We start from the raw sequence: 15,440 nt of genomic DNA, 5'->3' as shown, positions 1-15,440 counted from the left end.
GTAAGCAGAGGAGAAAAGCTATGCCGCAACGCCTTGATCAACACACGCTGGCGGATCTCGCCCCGAAACTCGCTGAACTTAGCCAGCAGGTGCTGTTTGGCGATATCTGGCAACGTCCGGAACTGACGCCCCGCGAACGCAGCCTGATAACGCTCGCCGCGCTTGCCGCCCTTGGCCGTACGCAGCAGCTTCCCTGGCATCTGGCGTTCGCCGCCCGTAATGGGCTAACGCGTGAGCAAATCGTCGAAGCGTTTACCCATCTGGCCTTTTATGCCGGCTGGCCGGCGGCGGTTTCCGCGCTCGGCTGCCTTGAAGAGGAGCCGCGCTGATGCCGCTGACCCGTATCGTTTTACAGGAAGGGCGCAGCGAGCAGGCGCTGCGCACCCTCTCGACGCTGCTGCACGACACGCTGGTGGCGGAGTTCGCCGTACCGCCTGATGACTGCTTTCAGGTCATTGAAACGCTGCCTGCCGGGCGGCTGATTTATGACCGTCATTACCTGACCGGCGCGCGCAGCGACAACTTTATCCTCTTTCTGATTACCGCCGGGAAACCGCGCAGCCGCGAACAGAAGCAAAACCTGTATCGCGCGCTGGCGTCGCGTCTGCACGAGGCGCTGGGCATTCATCCTGATGATGTGATGATCGTGATTCAGTTCAATACCGCAGAAGAGTGGAGCTTTGGCGGCGGCAAGATGTTTGTCCCGGAGGCATTATGATAGTCATGCAATACCGTTTCACGTTGCCCGCCGATTATGACATGGCGAAGATTGCGCAGCGCATCGCCGACAATGGCGCGAAGCTTGACGGCTTTCCCGGTCTTATCTTTAAAACGTACCTCTGGTCACGGCGGGATGACGCGGCGCTGGCGAGCCGTGAGAACCGTTACGCGCCGCTTTACTGCTGGCGCGACGCGGATTCTATGGCGCGCTTTCTGGAAAGCCCGGGCTTTGCCGCGCTGACCCGCCAGTTTGGCTGGCCGCATATCGACAGCTGGCTGGCTCGTCGCCTGCCTGATGTCGCAGAGGTGAAGGCCGCAAAGGTCATTGCCTTGCGAAGCGAACCCGTTGCGCCTTTCAGCGAGTTCGCCTTACCACAAGCGATGCTCGCCGCGTGGGACGTCAGCCGCTGGTCATGGTTGCGCGCAGATTTTCTTGCTGCGCCGCCCGCCGTACCACAGCCGGGCTATGACTATTACCGTACAGGCTATGTCGCCTGTGGTTAATCCAGCGTGTCCACCTGCGTCCAGTTGTAGTTCGTCATGACCAGCTGACGCGGCGCGCTCACGGCGCCATAGCGCTGCTGCCGGCGCGTCAGGAAAAACTCACGCCACGGCTCCGGCAGCCGCTGCGCCCGGTAGCGCAGCAGGGTGCTGTGCCAGAAGGGCGGCGGCAGCGGCGTGTTGTGGTAGCGTGCGGTGATTTCATCTCGCCAGCCGGAACGTAACAGGCGCTGCGCCAGCGCTTTGCGCGCCGCCGCGCTGTCGCTGTCCGGAATGCCCGCCAGCAATAACTGCCCCGGCAGCGCCACCAGCTGAAGTTCGCTAATGCAGGTGGGCCTGGCGCGGTACGCCTCCCAAATCTCAAGCAGCTCGGCAAGCTTTTCCGGCCGCTGCTGGCGTTGGTAAAGCGGAAGGGTAACGGCCAGAAAGGTAAAGTGCAGGCCATTAAGCGGCATCGCATCCGCCAGCGGGTCGCCTTCGGCAAGGGTGTTAACCTCTTCAAGCAATACCCGCAACGCAGCCGAAAGCGGGGGCTGGATGCCGGTAGCGGGCGCAAATCGAGTCTTGTCGTAATAGTCGCTCTGCATGGTTTCACCGATGCCCGGCGCGTTGCGCCAGAGCGCGAGCGTGCGCGCGCTGGTCTCTTCATAAAGCGTGGTTAAAGCGGCGTGCGGCATAATGCTTTCCCTGAAATTAACGATGGCGGAAAGGATAGCCCTTATTGCGCGCTATTAACGAAACGTATTTTATGTCGTTCGTCCAGGCTACCCCAAAATCAGGCGGGGCAGGGCGAAAGGGATTGATCATCACGGCGGCATTTGGCATTTTTCGCTTCTTTCAGGAGAGAAACATGTCCGTAACTGACGCCCTGCTTGCCTACTGCCTGGCCGCTACCCTTTTGACGCTAACGCCTGGTCTCGACACGGCGCTTATTCTGCGCACCGCCTCCGTCGAAGGGGGCAAAAAAGCGTTTCACGCCGCGCTGGGCATCGACGCCGGGTGTTTTGTCTGGGGGGCGCTGGTGGCGTTTGGCCTGGGCGCGCTGATTGCCGTTTCCGAAGTGGCCTATAACCTCCTGAAATGGTGCGGCGCGGCTTACCTGCTGTGGTTGGGCGTGCAGTTGCTATTCCGCCCGCGTGAGTCTTTTACTGCTTCTGCGGCTAACGGTTCGAAGAGCACGAACTGGTTTCTGCGCGGCCTGCTCGGCAACGTGCTTAACCCGAAGATGGGCGTCTTTTATGTCTCGTTTCTGCCGCAGTTTATTCCGGCAGGCCATGCGCCGATGGAGTGGACCTTTCTGCTGGTGGCTATCCACGTGCTTATCGGTACACTCTGGTCGTTAACGCTTATCCTCGCCACGCGCTCGGTTTCCGGCGCGCTCAGCAAACCGACCGTGGTGAAGTGGATGGATCGCTCAACCGGACTGCTGTTTATGGCTTTCGCCGCGAAGCTGGCTTTCAGCAAGCGCTAAGCGTTCAATCAGCAGACATAAAAAAACCCGCCGAAGCGGGTTTTTTATTGAGGCCGTTACTTGCCGATACAGAAACTGGAGAAAATTCTTCCCAGCAGGTCGTCAGAGGTAAACTCGCCGGTTATCTCGCTTAAGCTTTGCTGCGCCAGCCTTAACTCTTCCGCCAGCAGCTCGCCCGCCCAGGCGCCCAGCAGCTGCGCTTTGCCCTGTTGCAGATGGGCGGCTGCCTCTTCCAGCGCCTGCAGATGGCGACGACGCGCCAGAAAGCCGCCTTCCATGTTGGTATCGAAGCCCATGCTGCTTTTCAGATGATCGCGCAGCACCTCCACGCCATCGCCGGAACGGGCCGACAGACGAATAAGTGAGTGACCGTTTACTTCTGTCAGGCCTGGCGCTTCGCCGGTAACGTCCGCTTTATTGCGTACGACGGTAATCGGCAGGGTCTGCGGCAGACGCGCCATAAAATCCGGCCAGATTTGCGCCGGGTCCACGGCGTCGGTGGTAGTGCCATCCACCATAAACAGCACGCGGTCCGCCTGTTCAATCTCTTTCCAGGCGCGCTCGATGCCGATGCGCTCTACTTCGTCGCTCGCTTCGCGCAGGCCTGCGGTATCGATGATGTGCAGCGGCATGCCGTCGATGTGGATGTGCTCGCGCAGCACGTCGCGGGTGGTGCCGGCGATATCGGTGACGATGGCCGCTTCACGGCCCGCCAGCGCGTTCAGCAGGCTTGATTTGCCGGCGTTAGGGCGCCCGGCGATAACCACTTTCATCCCTTCACGCAGCAGACTGCCCTGGCGCGCTTCGGCGCGCACCGCGTCGAGATCGGCAATCACCGTGTTGAGCTGCGCTTCGATTTTGCCGTCCGAGAGGAAATCTATCTCTTCATCCGGGAAGTCGATGGCCGCTTCCACAAAGATGCGCAGGTGAGTAAGCGCTTCCACCAGATGGTTAACGCGGGCGGAGAAGGCGCCCTGAAGCGAGTTAAGCGCCGAGCGCGCCGCCTGCTCAGAGCTGGCGTCAATCAGGTCGGCAATCGCCTCCGCCTGAGCGAGGTCGAGCTTATCGTTAAGAAACGCGCGCTCGGAGAACTCGCCGGGGCGGGCGATACGCACGCCGGGAAGCGTCAGGATGCGCTTAAGCAGCAAATCCAGAATCACCGGGCCGCCGTGGCCCTGCAGCTCCAGCACATCTTCGCCGGTAAAGGAGTTCGGCCCCGGGAACCACAGCGCGATGCCCTGGTCGAGCGGGGTGTTATCGCTATCTTTAAACGGCAGATAGTCGGCGTAACGCGGCTTAGGCAGCTTGCCCAGCACGGCCTGCGCGACGTCCCGGGCAAGCTTACCGGAAATGCGCAGAATGCCCACGCCGCCGCGTCCGGGTGGGGTGGCCTGGGCGACGATGGTATCGCTATGGCTCATGGTCGTTCTCTGTTGTTGGTTCTTACTGGCGGGCAGGTTTCGCTTACCCGTCCGGTGAAAATAAAAAAGGCGGTCAGATGACCGCCTTCCACATTAGCGCGTGCGCTGTCAGGACTTCTTCTTCTCGCGGCTGTGCAGACCGCGTTTTTCCAGACCGCGGTAGATCAGCTGCTGCTGAAGGATGGTCACCAGGTTGCTGACGATATAGTACAGCACCAGACCGGACGGGAACCACAGGAAGAAGACCGTGAAGATGACCGGCATAAAGGTCATGATCTTCTGCTGCATCGGGTCGGTCACGGTGGTCGGCGACATCTTCTGAATGAAGAACATCGTCACGCCCATCAGGATCGGCAGGATGTAATACGGGTCCTGCGCGGACAGGTCATGGATCCAGAGCGCGAACGGCGCGTGGCGCAGCTCTACGGAGCCCATCAGCATGTAGTACAGCGCAAGGAAGATAGGCATCTGAATCAGCAGCGGGAAGCAACCACCCAGCGGGTTTACTTTCTCTGCTTTATAGAGCGCCATCATCTCCTGGCTCATACGCTGTTTGTCGTCACCCAGACGCTCGCGCATCGCCTGAATCTTCGGCTGCAGCATGCGCATTTTCGCCATGGAGGTGTACTGCGCTTTGGTCAGCGGGTACATGATGCCACGAACGATAAAGGTGATAACGATGATGGAGAAGCCCCAGTTGCCGAGGAAGCTGTGGATCCACTTCAGCAGCTTGAACAGCGGCTGAGAGATAAACCACAGCCAGCCGTAATCCACCGTCAGGTCAAGGTGCGGCGCAACGGCGGCCATCTTGTCCTGAATCTCCGGGCCGACCCACAAGGTGCTGGTCAACTGGCCCGTCTGGCCCGGCTGCACCAGTACCGGCTGCGATTTGTAGCCGATAGCCGCAACGCCGTTGCCAAGGTTGGAGGTGTAGAAGTTGTTGTCTACATCGTTACGCGGAACCCACGCGGTAGCGAAATACTGTTGCAGCATCGCCACCCAGCCGCCTTTGGAGCTGATGCTCAGGTTCTCGTTATCAGCGATGGTGTCGAACTTGTACTTCTCATACTTCTCGTCAGGCGTGGAGTAAGCCGCGCCGCGGAAAGTGTGCAACGCAAAGTTGTTGCTGCCGGTATCGCGGTGAGCGGGCAGGTTGATGGATTGCTTCAACTGACCGAAAGCGGAGACTTCCAGCGGCTTCTGGCTGGCGTTCTGCACGCTGTAACCTACATTCACCGCATAGTCGCCGCGCTTGAGGACGAACGTTTTGGTGAAGGTGTTGCCCGCCGCGTCGGTGTACGTCATCGGGATAGCCAGTTCGTTCTGACCGTCCGCCAGGGTGAAAGCATCCTGTGTAACGTTATACAGCGGACGCGCGCCGTTTGCCGGGTTATCCGGGCCGTCACGGCCAGTCAGGCCGCTCTGCGCCTGGTAGATAAACTCCGGGGTGGTTTCCAGCAGCTGGAAAGGTTCGTTAGAGCCGAGCTCTTTCGGGTAGGTCAACAGCAGCGCCTGCTCTACATCGCCACCACGGGTGTTGATGGTAAGAGAAAGGACGTCTGTCTTAACGGTAATGAGTTTCCCCTGGCCACTGGCCGGTACGCCCTGGCTTGCGGCGCTACCCGCTGCGGTGGTCGTAGTCTGCGTGGTCTGCTGCGTCTGAGGCTGAGGATTTTTATCCTGCTCCCAGGCTTGCCAGATCATGAAAGACACGAACAACAAAGCGATGACAAGAAGATTGCGTTGCGAATCCATCGTTAGTGTTCTCTGGTATCAAAAGGTCCTGGCGGGACGGGGTCGTCTCCACCCGGGTTCAAAGGGTGGCATTTTAATACGCGTTTCACTGTCAACCAACTGCCTTTTATCACCCCAAACCTGCGTAAGGCCTCAATTCCATACTGCGAACAGGTGGGTTGAAAACGACAATGTGGCCCAAGCAAGGGGCTAATAAATCGTTGATAGACCCGAATGAGGGCTATCAGGAGCCGCGAGCCAGGCGACAATGGCGACGCCATAACTTTTCCAACGCTTCCGAAAGCGCCCGGTTATCGAGATCGGCGACACCCCTTTTCGCCACCACCACAAAATCCATGGGCGGCAGTTCATGCTGACGTAAACGGAAGCTTTCACGCGTCAGACGTTTAATCCGGTTGCGTTCATGGGCGCGCTTGACGTTCTTTTTGGCGACGGTAAGACCGATACGGGGATGCCCCAGCGAATTAAGGCGGCCGAGAATGGTGATTTGCGGCGTGCCAGCCCGTTGTGGTTGCTGGAAGACGAAAGTGAAATGAGTGGGAGTTAACAAACGTAACTCCCTGGGAAATGCGAGCTTAACCACTAGTGGGTTAGCTTTTATTACTTGGAAACGGTCAGACGAGCACGGCCTTTAGCACGACGACGTGCCAGAACCTGACGACCATTTTTAGTAGCCATACGAGCACGGAAGCCGTGAGAACGGTTGCGCTTCAGTACAGACGGTTGAAAAGTGCGTTTCATGGCGATTTCTACCTAAACTTGAATAAATTCACTGACTTTGCATAAGGGCGAACGGACAGCCGAACGTCTGGCGGCGAAGTCAAGGATGATTAAAGAGGCCGGATTGTAATAATTGTACACTCCGGAGTCAATTCACTTTCCTTATTTCCCGCGCCGTCGCGCCCGTTTTTTGAGCAGTAAACGCGCAGAAATTAAGCCCTCAAGCTGCGGGAACCGCAGCGGGTGGCAAATTATACGGCCTCAGGGGCAAAGCGCAAGGATCCGGCGGGATCTTAATGCGATCAGACGAGGCTTTTTCTGGCGATCGTCATTTAATTTTCCGATATGCCGTCTAAATCGCGCCGCAGGGGCAACAGGATCGTTTACACTTAATCGGCCCGTTGCGTCCCTGTGGATAAATCATGAAGAATCTGTGAGAAACAGAAGATCTCTGGCTCGCTTTAGGCTATGATCCGCGGTCCCGATCGCGATCCCCGGATCGACAGCCTCGGGTTAAAAACCGCAAATAGCGGTTCGCATGCCTCCCGTTTCGGGGTTTGACCCGCATGTGTCAACAATCATGAATGTTTCAGTCTTCGTCTTTTATCGACTTTGTTCGAGTGGAGTCCGCCGTGTCACTTTCGCTTTGGCAGCAGTGTCTTGCCCGATTGCAGGATGAGTTACCAGCCACAGAATTCAGTATGTGGATACGCCCCCTACAGGCGGAACTGAGCGATAACACGCTGGCTTTGTATGCGCCAAATCGGTTTGTGCTCGATTGGGTAAGGGACAAATACCTCAATAATATCAACGGACTGTTAAATGATTTTTGCGGCACTGACGCGCCGCTCCTGCGTTTTGAAGTCGGCAGCAAGCCCGTCACGGCCCAGGCGGCCGCGCCGGTAAACCATGCGGTGAAGCCTGCGCCTGTCGCGGCGCCAGTCGCCCCGCCCGTACGCCCAAGCTGGGACAATGTGCCCGCGCCGGCGGAGCCCTCCTACCGCTCGAACGTCAACGTAAAACACACGTTTGATAACTTTGTGGAAGGTAAGTCGAACCAGCTGGCGCGCGCGGCGGCCCGCCAGGTGGCGGACAATCCTGGCGGCGCTTATAACCCGCTTTTCCTTTATGGCGGCACGGGCCTCGGTAAAACCCACCTGCTGCACGCGGTAGGTAACGGCATTATGGCGCGCAAGCCCAATGCCAAAGTGGTGTACATGCACTCCGAACGCTTTGTGCAGGATATGGTAAAGGCGCTGCAGAACAACGCCATTGAAGAGTTCAAGCGCTACTACCGCTCGGTAGACGCGCTGCTTATCGATGACATCCAGTTCTTCGCCAATAAAGAGCGTTCGCAGGAAGAGTTCTTTCATACCTTTAACGCCTTGCTGGAAGGCAATCAGCAGATAATCCTGACGTCGGATCGCTACCCGAAAGAGATTAACGGCGTGGAAGACCGCCTGAAGTCTCGCTTCGGCTGGGGCCTGACGGTGGCTATCGAGCCGCCGGAGCTGGAAACCCGCGTGGCGATCCTGATGAAGAAAGCCGATGAGAACGACATTCGCCTGCCGGGCGAAGTGGCGTTTTTTATCGCCAAGCGCCTGCGCTCCAATGTACGAGAGCTTGAAGGGGCGCTGAATCGCGTTATTGCCAACGCCAACTTTACGGGGCGCGCGATCACTATCGATTTTGTGCGCGAAGCCCTGCGCGATCTGCTGGCGTTACAGGAAAAACTGGTCACCATCGACAATATTCAGAAGACGGTGGCGGAGTACTATAAGATCAAGGTCGCAGACCTGCTTTCCAAGCGGCGTTCCCGCTCGGTTGCGCGTCCGCGCCAGATGGCGATGGCGCTCGCCAAAGAGCTAACCAACCACAGCCTGCCTGAGATTGGCGACGCATTCGGTGGCCGCGACCATACCACCGTGCTGCACGCCTGCCGTAAAATCGAGCAGCTGCGTGAGGAAAGCCACGATATCAAAGAAGATTTTTCCAATTTAATCAGAACACTCTCTTCGTGACGCTATGAAATTTACCGTTGAACGTGAACATTTATTAAAGCCGCTCCAGCAGGTCAGCGGCCCGCTCGGCGGCCGCCCGACGTTGCCTATTCTCGGCAACCTGCTGTTGCAGGTAGCGGATGGCGCCCTGTCGTTAACCGGCACCGATCTGGAAATGGAAATGGTGGCGCGCGTAGCGTTGGCGCAACCCCACGAGCCCGGCGCCACCACGGTGCCGGCGCGTAAATTCTTTGATATCTGCCGCGGCTTGCCGGAAGGGGCGGAAATTGCTGTGCAGCTGGAGGGCGACCGTATGCTGGTGCGCTCCGGACGCAGCCGCTTCTCGCTTTCCACGCTGCCGGCGGCGGATTTCCCGAACCTGGACGACTGGCAGAGCGAAGTCGAATTTACGCTTCCCCAGGCGACCATGAAACGGCTGATTGAAGCCACGCAGTTCTCCATGGCTCATCAGGACGTGCGCTACTACTTAAACGGCATGCTGTTTGAAACCGAAGGCGAAGAGCTGCGCACGGTAGCGACCGACGGCCACCGTCTGGCGGTCTGCTCTATGCCGATTGGCCAGCCGCTGCCGAACCATTCGGTGATCGTGCCGCGTAAAGGGGTGCTGGAGCTGATGCGCATGCTGGACGGCGGCGACAGCCCGCTGCGTATCCAGATTGGCAGCAACAACATCCGCGCCCACGTGAACGATTTCATCTTCACCTCCAAGCTGGTGGATGGCCGTTTCCCGGATTATCGCCGCGTGCTGCCGAAAAACCCGGACAAAACGCTGGAGGCGGGCTGCGATCTGCTCAAGCAGGCTTTCGCCCGCGCGGCCATTCTCTCCAACGAGAAATTCCGCGGCGTGCGTCTTTACGTGAGTGAAAACCAGATTCGCATTACCGCCAATAACCCTGAACAGGAAGAGGCGGAAGAGATTCTGGACGTCACCTACGGCGGAGCGGAGATGGAAATCGGCTTCAACGTCAGCTACGTGCTCGATGTGCTGAACGCGCTCAAATGCGAGAACGTGCGCATTCTGCTGACCGACTCCGTTTCCAGCGTGCAGATTGAAGACAGCGCCAGCTCGTCGGCGGCCTATGTCGTTATGCCAATGAGACTCTGATGTCGCTTTCTCGCCTGCTGATCCGCGACTTTCGTAACATCGAAAGCGCGGATCTCGCTCTCTCTCCCGGTTTTAACTTTCTGGTTGGCGCCAACGGCAGCGGCAAAACCAGCGTGCTGGAAGCTATCTATACGCTGGGCCACGGCCGGGCGTTTCGCAGCCTGCAAATTGGCCGGGTTATCCGCCATGAGCAGGAGGCGTTTGTGCTGCACGGCCGCCTGCAGGGAGAAGAGCGGGAAATCTCCGTTGGTTTGACCAAAGACAGGCAGGGCGAAAGCAAGGTGCGCATTGACGGTTCCGACGGCCACAAAGTGGCGGAGCTGGCGCTTCTGATGCCGATGCAATTAATTACCCCTGAGGGGTTTACTTTGCTCGGCGGCGGCCCCAAATACAGAAGAGCGTTCCTTGACTGGGGATGCTTTCACAACGAGCCGGGATTTTTTGTCGCCTGGAGCAACTTAAAACGCCTGCTTAAACAGCGCAACGCCGCGCTGCGCCAGGTCACCCGCTACGAGCAGCTTCGTCCGTGGGATCGTGAACTGGTGCCGCTGGCGCAGCAGATAAGCCAGTGGCGGGCCGACTACAGCGAGGCGCTCGCCAATGACATGGCCGATACCTGCGCGCAATTTTTACCTGAATTCACCTTAAGCTTCTCCTTCCAGCGCGGCTGGGAGAAAGAGAGCGATTACGCCGACGTGCTGGAGCGCAGCTTTGAGCGCGATCGGCTGCTGACCTATACCGCGCACGGCCCGCATAAAGCCGACTTTCGCATCCGCGCCGACGGTGCGCCGGTGGAAGATACGCTGTCGCGCGGACAGTTAAAGCTGCTGATGTGCGCGCTGCGTCTGGCGCAAGGGGAGTTTCTTACCCGTGAAAGCGGGCGACGCTGCCTTTATCTGATAGATGATTTTGCCTCTGAACTCGATGATGTCCGTCGCGGTCTATTAGCGAGCCGTTTAAAGGCTACGCAATCCCAGGTGTTTGTCAGCGCGATAAGCGCTGAACACGTAATGGACATGGCGGACAAAAATTCGAAGATGTTCGCTGTCGATCAGGGTAAAATAACGGATTAACCGAAGTTTAAATGAGCGAGAAACGTTGATGTCGAATTCTTATGACTCCTCCAGTATCAAAGTCCTGAAAGGGCTGGATGCGGTGCGTAAGCGCCCGGGCATGTATATCGGCGACACGGATGACGGCACCGGTCTGCACCACATGGTATTCGAGGTTGTGGATAACGCTATCGACGAAGCGCTCGCGGGTCACTGTAAAGATATTGTCGTGACTATCCATGCCGACAACTCCGTGTCGGTATCGGACGATGGTCGCGGCATCCCGACCGGTATTCACCCGGAAGAAGGCGTTTCGGCGGCGGAAGTTATCATGACCGTGCTGCACGCGGGCGGTAAGTTCGACGATAACTCCTATAAAGTCTCCGGCGGTCTGCACGGCGTGGGGGTTTCGGTTGTTAACGCCCTGTCGCAGAAGCTGGAGCTGGTTATCCGCCGCGAAGGCAAAGTGCATCAGCAGACTTACGTGCATGGCGTGCCGCAGGCGCCGCTGGCGGTCACTGGCGAAACCGAACAGACCGGTACGCAGGTGCGTTTCTGGCCGAGCCTTGAAACCTTCACCAACGTGACCGAGTTTGAGTACGAAATTCTGGCCAAGCGTCTGCGCGAGCTGTCGTTCCTGAACTCTGGCGTCTCTATTCGCCTTATCGACAAGCGCGACGGCAAGCAGGATCACTTCCATTACGAAGGCGGCATCAAGGCGTTTGTTGAATATCTCAACAAGAACAAAACGCCTATCCACCCGAATATCTTCTATTTCTCCACCGAGAAAGACGGCATCGGCGTGGAAGTGGCGCTGCAGTGGAACGATGGTTTCCAGGAAAACATTTACTGCTTCACCAACAACATTCCGCAGCGCGACGGCGGTACGCACCTTGCGGGCTTTCGCGCAGCGATGACCCGTACGCTGAACGCCTACATGGATAAAGAGGGCTACAGCAAGAAAGCGAAAGTCAGCGCCACCGGCGATGACGCCCGTGAAGGTCTGATTGCCGTCGTTTCCGTGAAAGTGCCGGACCCGAAATTCTCTTCGCAGACCAAAGACAAGCTGGTCTCTTCCGAAGTGAAATCCGCGGTTGAGCAGCAGATGAACGAGTTGCTGGCGGAGTACCTGCTGGAAAACCCGAACGACGCCAAAATCGTCGTCGGTAAAATTATCGATGCGGCGCGCGCCCGTGAAGCGGCCCGTAAAGCGCGTGAAATGACGCGCCGTAAAGGGGCGCTGGATCTCGCAGGCCTGCCGGGCAAACTGGCGGACTGTCAGGAGCGCGACCCGGCCCTTTCCGAACTCTACCTGGTGGAGGGTGACTCCGCAGGCGGTTCCGCCAAACAGGGCCGTAACCGTAAAAACCAGGCGATTCTGCCGCTCAAAGGCAAAATCCTGAACGTTGAGAAAGCGCGCTTTGACAAAATGCTCTCTTCTCAGGAAGTGGCGACGCTGATTACCGCGCTTGGCTGCGGCATTGGTCGCGATGAGTACAACCCGGATAAACTGCGCTATCACAGCATCATCATCATGACCGATGCGGACGTCGACGGCTCGCACATTCGTACGCTGCTGTTGACCTTCTTCTATCGTCAGATGCCGGAAATCATCGAACGCGGTCACGTCTACATCGCCCAGCCGCCGCTTTACAAAGTGAAGAAAGGCAAGCAGGAGCAGTACATTAAGGACGATGAGGCGATGGATCAGTATCAGATTTCCATCGCGCTTGACGGCGCCACGCTGCACACTAACGCCAGCGCCCCGGCGCTTGCCGGCGAGCCGCTGGAAAAACTGGTGGCGGAATATAACAGCGCCCAGAAGATGATTAACCGCATGGAGCGCCGTTACCCGCGCGCGCTGCTTAAAGAGCTGGTTTATCAGCCGACGCTGACCGAAGGCGACCTTGCTGACGAAGCGAAAGTCACCCGCTGGGTTTCCGCGCTTATCACCGAGCTGAATGAAAAAGAGCAGCACGGCAGCGTGTGGAAATATGATGTCCGTGAAAACGGCGAGCAGGCGATTTTCGAGCCGGTGGTGCGCGTGCGTACTCACGGCGTGGATACCGATTACGTTCTCGACCATGAGTTTGTCATCGGCGCGGAATACCGTCGTCTCTGCACGCTTGGCGAGAAGCTGCGCGGTCTGATTGAAGACGACGCGTTTATCGAGCGCGGCGAACGCCGTCAGCCGGTGGCGAGCTTCGAGCAGGCGCTGGACTGGCTGGTGAAAGAGTCCCGTCGCGGCCTGGCGATTCAGCGTTATAAAGGGCTGGGCGAGATGAACCCGGATCAACTGTGGGAAACCACCATGGACCCGGAAAGCCGCCGCATGCTGCGCGTAACGGTGAAAGACGCTATCGCCGCCGACCAGCTTTTCACCACGCTGATGGGCGACGCCGTAGAACCGCGCCGCGCCTTTATCGAAGAGAACGCCCTGAAAGCGGCGAACATCGATATCTAAAGGCAAAAAACCGTAAGCCGCGCACGCCAGCGCGGCTTTTTTTTATCTGGCCGCTGGCCTTAAGGGAAATTTTTAACCATAAAAGGAGAATTTCATGGGACTTTTTGATCAGGTCGCCGGCATGCTGTTAAACGGCGATGCGGGTAAATATCAGGCTATTTTAAGCTGGGTAAATCAGCAGGGCGGCGTCCAGGCGCTGCTGGATAAGTTCCGCCAGGGCGGCTTTGGCGATATCGTCGCCTCATGGCTAAGCACGTCAGAAGCCAACAGGCTGCTGAGCGCCGACCAGGTTATCGCCGCGCTTGGCAGCCCCGCGTTGACGGAACTTGGCGCTAAGTTAGGCATTGATATGCATGCGGCTTCCGCCATGGTTGCTCAGCATTTGCCAAAACTTATCGATGCGCTCTCTCCACACGGAGATCTGCACCCAGAGGCCAATAACGACTTGCTGAAAACGGGTATGACGCTGCTGAAAGGAAAGCTGTTCGGCTAGCCTCCGCTCTGTACACGGCTCCGTTTCAGCCAGAGCGCTGCGCTGAAACGGGAGCGGTCCACCTTTCGCTATTCCTCTGCCGCCCTGTGACTGCTGTTTTTTGCGCGAAATCGTGCCAGGATGGAAACGAAACCCATTACTTTAAAGAATGCTATGTCCATAAAACTTATTGCTATCGATATGGACGGCACGCTGCTGCTGCCGGATCACACCATTTCCCCTGCGGTTAAGGAGGCGATTGCCGCCGCCCGCGAGCGCGGCGTTAATGTGGTTCTCACCACCGGGCGTCCTTATGCCGGGGTGGAAAATTACCTGCGCGAACTGCACATGAACCAGCCCGGCGACTACTGCATCACTTATAACGGCGCGCTGGTGCAGAAGGCGGCGGATGGCAGCGCCGTGGCGCAAACGCCGTTGAGTTATGACGATTATCGCTATCTGGAGCAACTCTCCCGCAAAGTCGGTTCGCACTTCCATGCGCTCGATCGCACCACGCTTTATACCGCTAACCGCGACATCAGCCGTTATACGGTGCATGAGTCATTCGTGGCGACCATTCCGCTGGTCTTCTGCGAAGCGGAGAAAATGGACCCCAACATGACTTTCCTGAAAGTGATGATGATAGACGAGCCGGAAATCCTTGATAAAGCCATCACCCGCATCCCGCAGGAAGTGAAGGAGAAATACACGGTGCTGAAAAGCGCGCCGTACTTCCTGGAAATTCTGGATAAACGGGTGACTAAAGGCACGGGCGTGAAATCACTCGCCGAGGCGCTGAATATCAAGCCGGAAGAGGTTATGGCGATTGGCGACCAGGAGAATGACATCGCGATGCTGGAATACGCAGGTGTGGGTGTGGCGATGGAAAACGCTATCGGGTCGGTGAAAGAGGTGGCGAATTTTGTCACGAAAACCAATCTGGAAGATGGCGTGGCGTACGCTATCGATAAATTCGTCCTGCGTTAATGCGCCTGAAATAAAAAGGGCCGTCAGCGTAAGCTGACAGCCCTTTTAAGAAGCGCTCGCGGTATGCCTGACCCATCTTTTGAAAAGGCGGGTTGCCCCGCCTTGAAAGTCTACTTACCGGATCCGCAAGCCATGCTCGCCGCAACCTCCCTGAACCCGTCTTTATAGCGAATTTCGCAAAGCGATTTTCGTATTAACGAAGTGAATATTAATAGCGTTAAACAGACGATTAATACGCACCAGATCAAAGCATTTCGCGGCATTTTCATGGCCTTCTTCTCCTTGCCTTGCGGCGGGTAAGAGGCTATCCTGATGTTGTCTGACATAGGAGTGAGCCTCGTTGGTTAATAAAATGACCTTCGGGGCTTTCTTCTTTCTGCCTCACAACACTTACCGACTTTATGAGGCAAAAAGCCTCAAGCGCCAGCGCCATTCTACCGCCACCCTTTCTGTCGCTACTACCGTAAAAACACGGGCGTTTTGCTGAATTTCCCTTAACGAATCATGTAGTTACCTTGCGCTCCTGCTTCCTGAACCACAAATAAATAAGCCCCATCTATCGAATGAGGCTTATTTATCTTTTCAGATACTGGATTGTCTTTTTTGTGATCTAGATTGTAGTACAACAGTTAATGATTGTACTACATTCACCACATCAACAATGAAAGCCGCTTCACGTTTGTACTGCAAAAAAGAGGCGAAAAGCGGCAACCACGGTAAAGTAAGGGGCATTACCCTTTGTTTAAGGAAT

The 15,440-nt window shown here is 57.1% G+C and carries 17 protein-coding genes and 1 pseudogene; 10 read left to right on the top strand and 8 right to left on the bottom strand.

The window, feature by feature from the left end:
* Positions 1-20 precede the first annotated feature (20 nt).
* Genes MT962_RS20215 through MT962_RS20205 form a run of 3 tightly spaced genes read left to right on the top strand, consistent with a single transcriptional unit; the run spans position 21 to position 1,224 of the window.
* Positions 21-329, top strand: coding sequence for a carboxymuconolactone decarboxylase family protein (locus MT962_RS20215; protein ID WP_024556832.1), 309 nt, complete (start codon positions 21-23; stop codon positions 327-329).
* Positions 329-718, top strand: coding sequence for a tautomerase family protein (locus tag MT962_RS20210; protein ID WP_247366309.1), 390 nt, complete (start codon positions 329-331; stop codon positions 716-718). Before MT962_RS20215 ends, MT962_RS20210 begins: the two co-directional genes overlap by 1 nt.
* Positions 715-1,224, top strand: a complete 510-nt coding sequence (locus MT962_RS20205) for a DUF4865 family protein (RefSeq protein WP_048887586.1) — start codon at positions 715-717, stop codon at positions 1,222-1,224. The genes MT962_RS20210 and MT962_RS20205 overlap by 4 nt, the downstream gene beginning before the upstream one ends.
* Here MT962_RS20205 and MT962_RS20200 read toward each other — a convergent pair.
* Positions 1,221-1,898 carry a hypothetical protein gene (locus tag MT962_RS20200; protein WP_247366308.1) on the bottom strand — a complete coding sequence of 226 codons (678 nt, stop codon included), beginning with the start codon at positions 1,896-1,898 and terminating at the stop codon, positions 1,221-1,223. The two genes, MT962_RS20205 and MT962_RS20200, sit on opposite strands and share 4 nt — an antisense overlap.
* 173 nt (positions 1,899-2,071) lie before the next feature.
* Between MT962_RS20200 and MT962_RS20195 the strand changes: the two genes are divergently transcribed.
* Positions 2,072-2,692, top strand: coding sequence for a LysE family translocator (locus tag MT962_RS20195; protein ID WP_188724387.1), 621 nt, complete (start codon positions 2,072-2,074; stop codon positions 2,690-2,692).
* 56 nt (positions 2,693-2,748) lie between these two features.
* On the opposite strand, the gene mnmE is transcribed toward MT962_RS20195, so the two are convergent.
* The 5 genes from mnmE to rpmH form a co-directional block, all read right to left on the bottom strand.
* Complete coding sequence (mnmE, locus tag MT962_RS20190) at positions 2,749-4,113, bottom strand: tRNA uridine-5-carboxymethylaminomethyl(34) synthesis GTPase MnmE (protein ID WP_024560835.1); 1,365 nt, start codon at positions 4,111-4,113, stop codon at positions 2,749-2,751.
* Positions 4,114-4,221: 108 nt separating this feature from the next.
* Complete coding sequence (gene yidC, locus MT962_RS20185) at positions 4,222-5,868, bottom strand: membrane protein insertase YidC (RefSeq protein WP_024560836.1); 1,647 nt, start codon at positions 5,866-5,868, stop codon at positions 4,222-4,224.
* A gap of 2 nt (positions 5,869-5,870) precedes the next feature.
* On the bottom strand, positions 5,871-6,128 hold the full coding sequence (gene yidD / locus MT962_RS20180; RefSeq protein ID WP_071788459.1) for a membrane protein insertion efficiency factor YidD: 258 nt from the start codon (positions 6,126-6,128) through the stop codon (positions 5,871-5,873).
* Positions 6,092-6,451, bottom strand: a complete 360-nt coding sequence (gene rnpA / locus MT962_RS20175; protein WP_034881900.1) for a ribonuclease P protein component — start codon at positions 6,449-6,451, stop codon at positions 6,092-6,094. Before rnpA ends, yidD begins: the two co-directional genes overlap by 37 nt.
* A gap of 17 nt (positions 6,452-6,468) precedes the next feature.
* Positions 6,469-6,609, bottom strand: coding sequence for a 50S ribosomal protein L34 (gene rpmH / locus MT962_RS20170; RefSeq protein WP_000831330.1), 141 nt, complete (start codon positions 6,607-6,609; stop codon positions 6,469-6,471).
* Positions 6,610-7,220: 611 nt separating this feature from the next.
* On the opposite strand from rpmH, the gene dnaA reads away from it, so the two are divergent.
* From dnaA to yidA, 6 genes are all read left to right on the top strand, one after another.
* Positions 7,221-8,609 (top strand): chromosomal replication initiator protein DnaA, encoded by a 1,389-nt coding sequence (gene dnaA / locus MT962_RS20165; protein ID WP_024556825.1) that lies wholly within the window; start codon positions 7,221-7,223, stop codon positions 8,607-8,609.
* A gap of 4 nt (positions 8,610-8,613) precedes the next feature.
* The gene (gene dnaN, locus MT962_RS20160; protein WP_024556824.1) at positions 8,614-9,714 is read left to right on the top strand and encodes a DNA polymerase III subunit beta; all 1,101 of its coding nucleotides are present in this window, start codon (positions 8,614-8,616) and stop codon (positions 9,712-9,714) included.
* Positions 9,714-10,787, top strand: coding sequence for a DNA replication/repair protein RecF (gene recF / locus MT962_RS20155; RefSeq protein ID WP_024556823.1), 1,074 nt, complete (start codon positions 9,714-9,716; stop codon positions 10,785-10,787). The genes dnaN and recF overlap by 1 nt, the downstream gene beginning before the upstream one ends.
* A gap of 28 nt (positions 10,788-10,815) precedes the next feature.
* Positions 10,816-13,230, top strand: coding sequence for a DNA topoisomerase (ATP-hydrolyzing) subunit B (gene gyrB / locus MT962_RS20150; protein ID WP_024556822.1), 2,415 nt, complete (start codon positions 10,816-10,818; stop codon positions 13,228-13,230).
* A gap of 94 nt (positions 13,231-13,324) precedes the next feature.
* Entirely contained in the window at positions 13,325-13,723 is a 399-nt protein-coding gene (locus MT962_RS20145; protein ID WP_247366307.1) for a YidB family protein, read from the top strand.
* Positions 13,724-13,876: 153 nt separating this feature from the next.
* Entirely contained in the window at positions 13,877-14,689 is an 813-nt protein-coding gene (yidA, locus tag MT962_RS20140; RefSeq protein WP_247366306.1) for a sugar-phosphatase, read from the top strand.
* A 110-nt stretch (positions 14,690-14,799) separates the two neighbouring features.
* Here yidA and MT962_RS22335 read toward each other — a convergent pair whose 3' ends face one another.
* Together MT962_RS22335 and MT962_RS22330 are read right to left on the bottom strand one after the other, a co-directional pair.
* A complete protein-coding gene (locus MT962_RS22335) occupies positions 14,800-14,958 on the bottom strand; it encodes a type I toxin-antitoxin system Hok family toxin (protein WP_024556819.1) in 159 nt (52 codons plus the stop codon).
* A pseudogene (locus tag MT962_RS22330) lies at positions 14,918-15,043 on the bottom strand (DUF5431 family protein); the annotation flags it as partial. The pseudogene MT962_RS22330 and the gene MT962_RS22335, both read right to left, overlap by 41 nt.
* Positions 15,044-15,440: the final 397 nt, after the last annotated feature.

This window comes from Franconibacter sp. IITDAS19, assembly GCF_023079515.1.
GTDB lineage: Bacteria > Pseudomonadota > Gammaproteobacteria > Enterobacterales > Enterobacteriaceae > Franconibacter > Franconibacter pulveris.
This window is presented reverse-complemented; position numbering and strand designations above follow the sequence as displayed.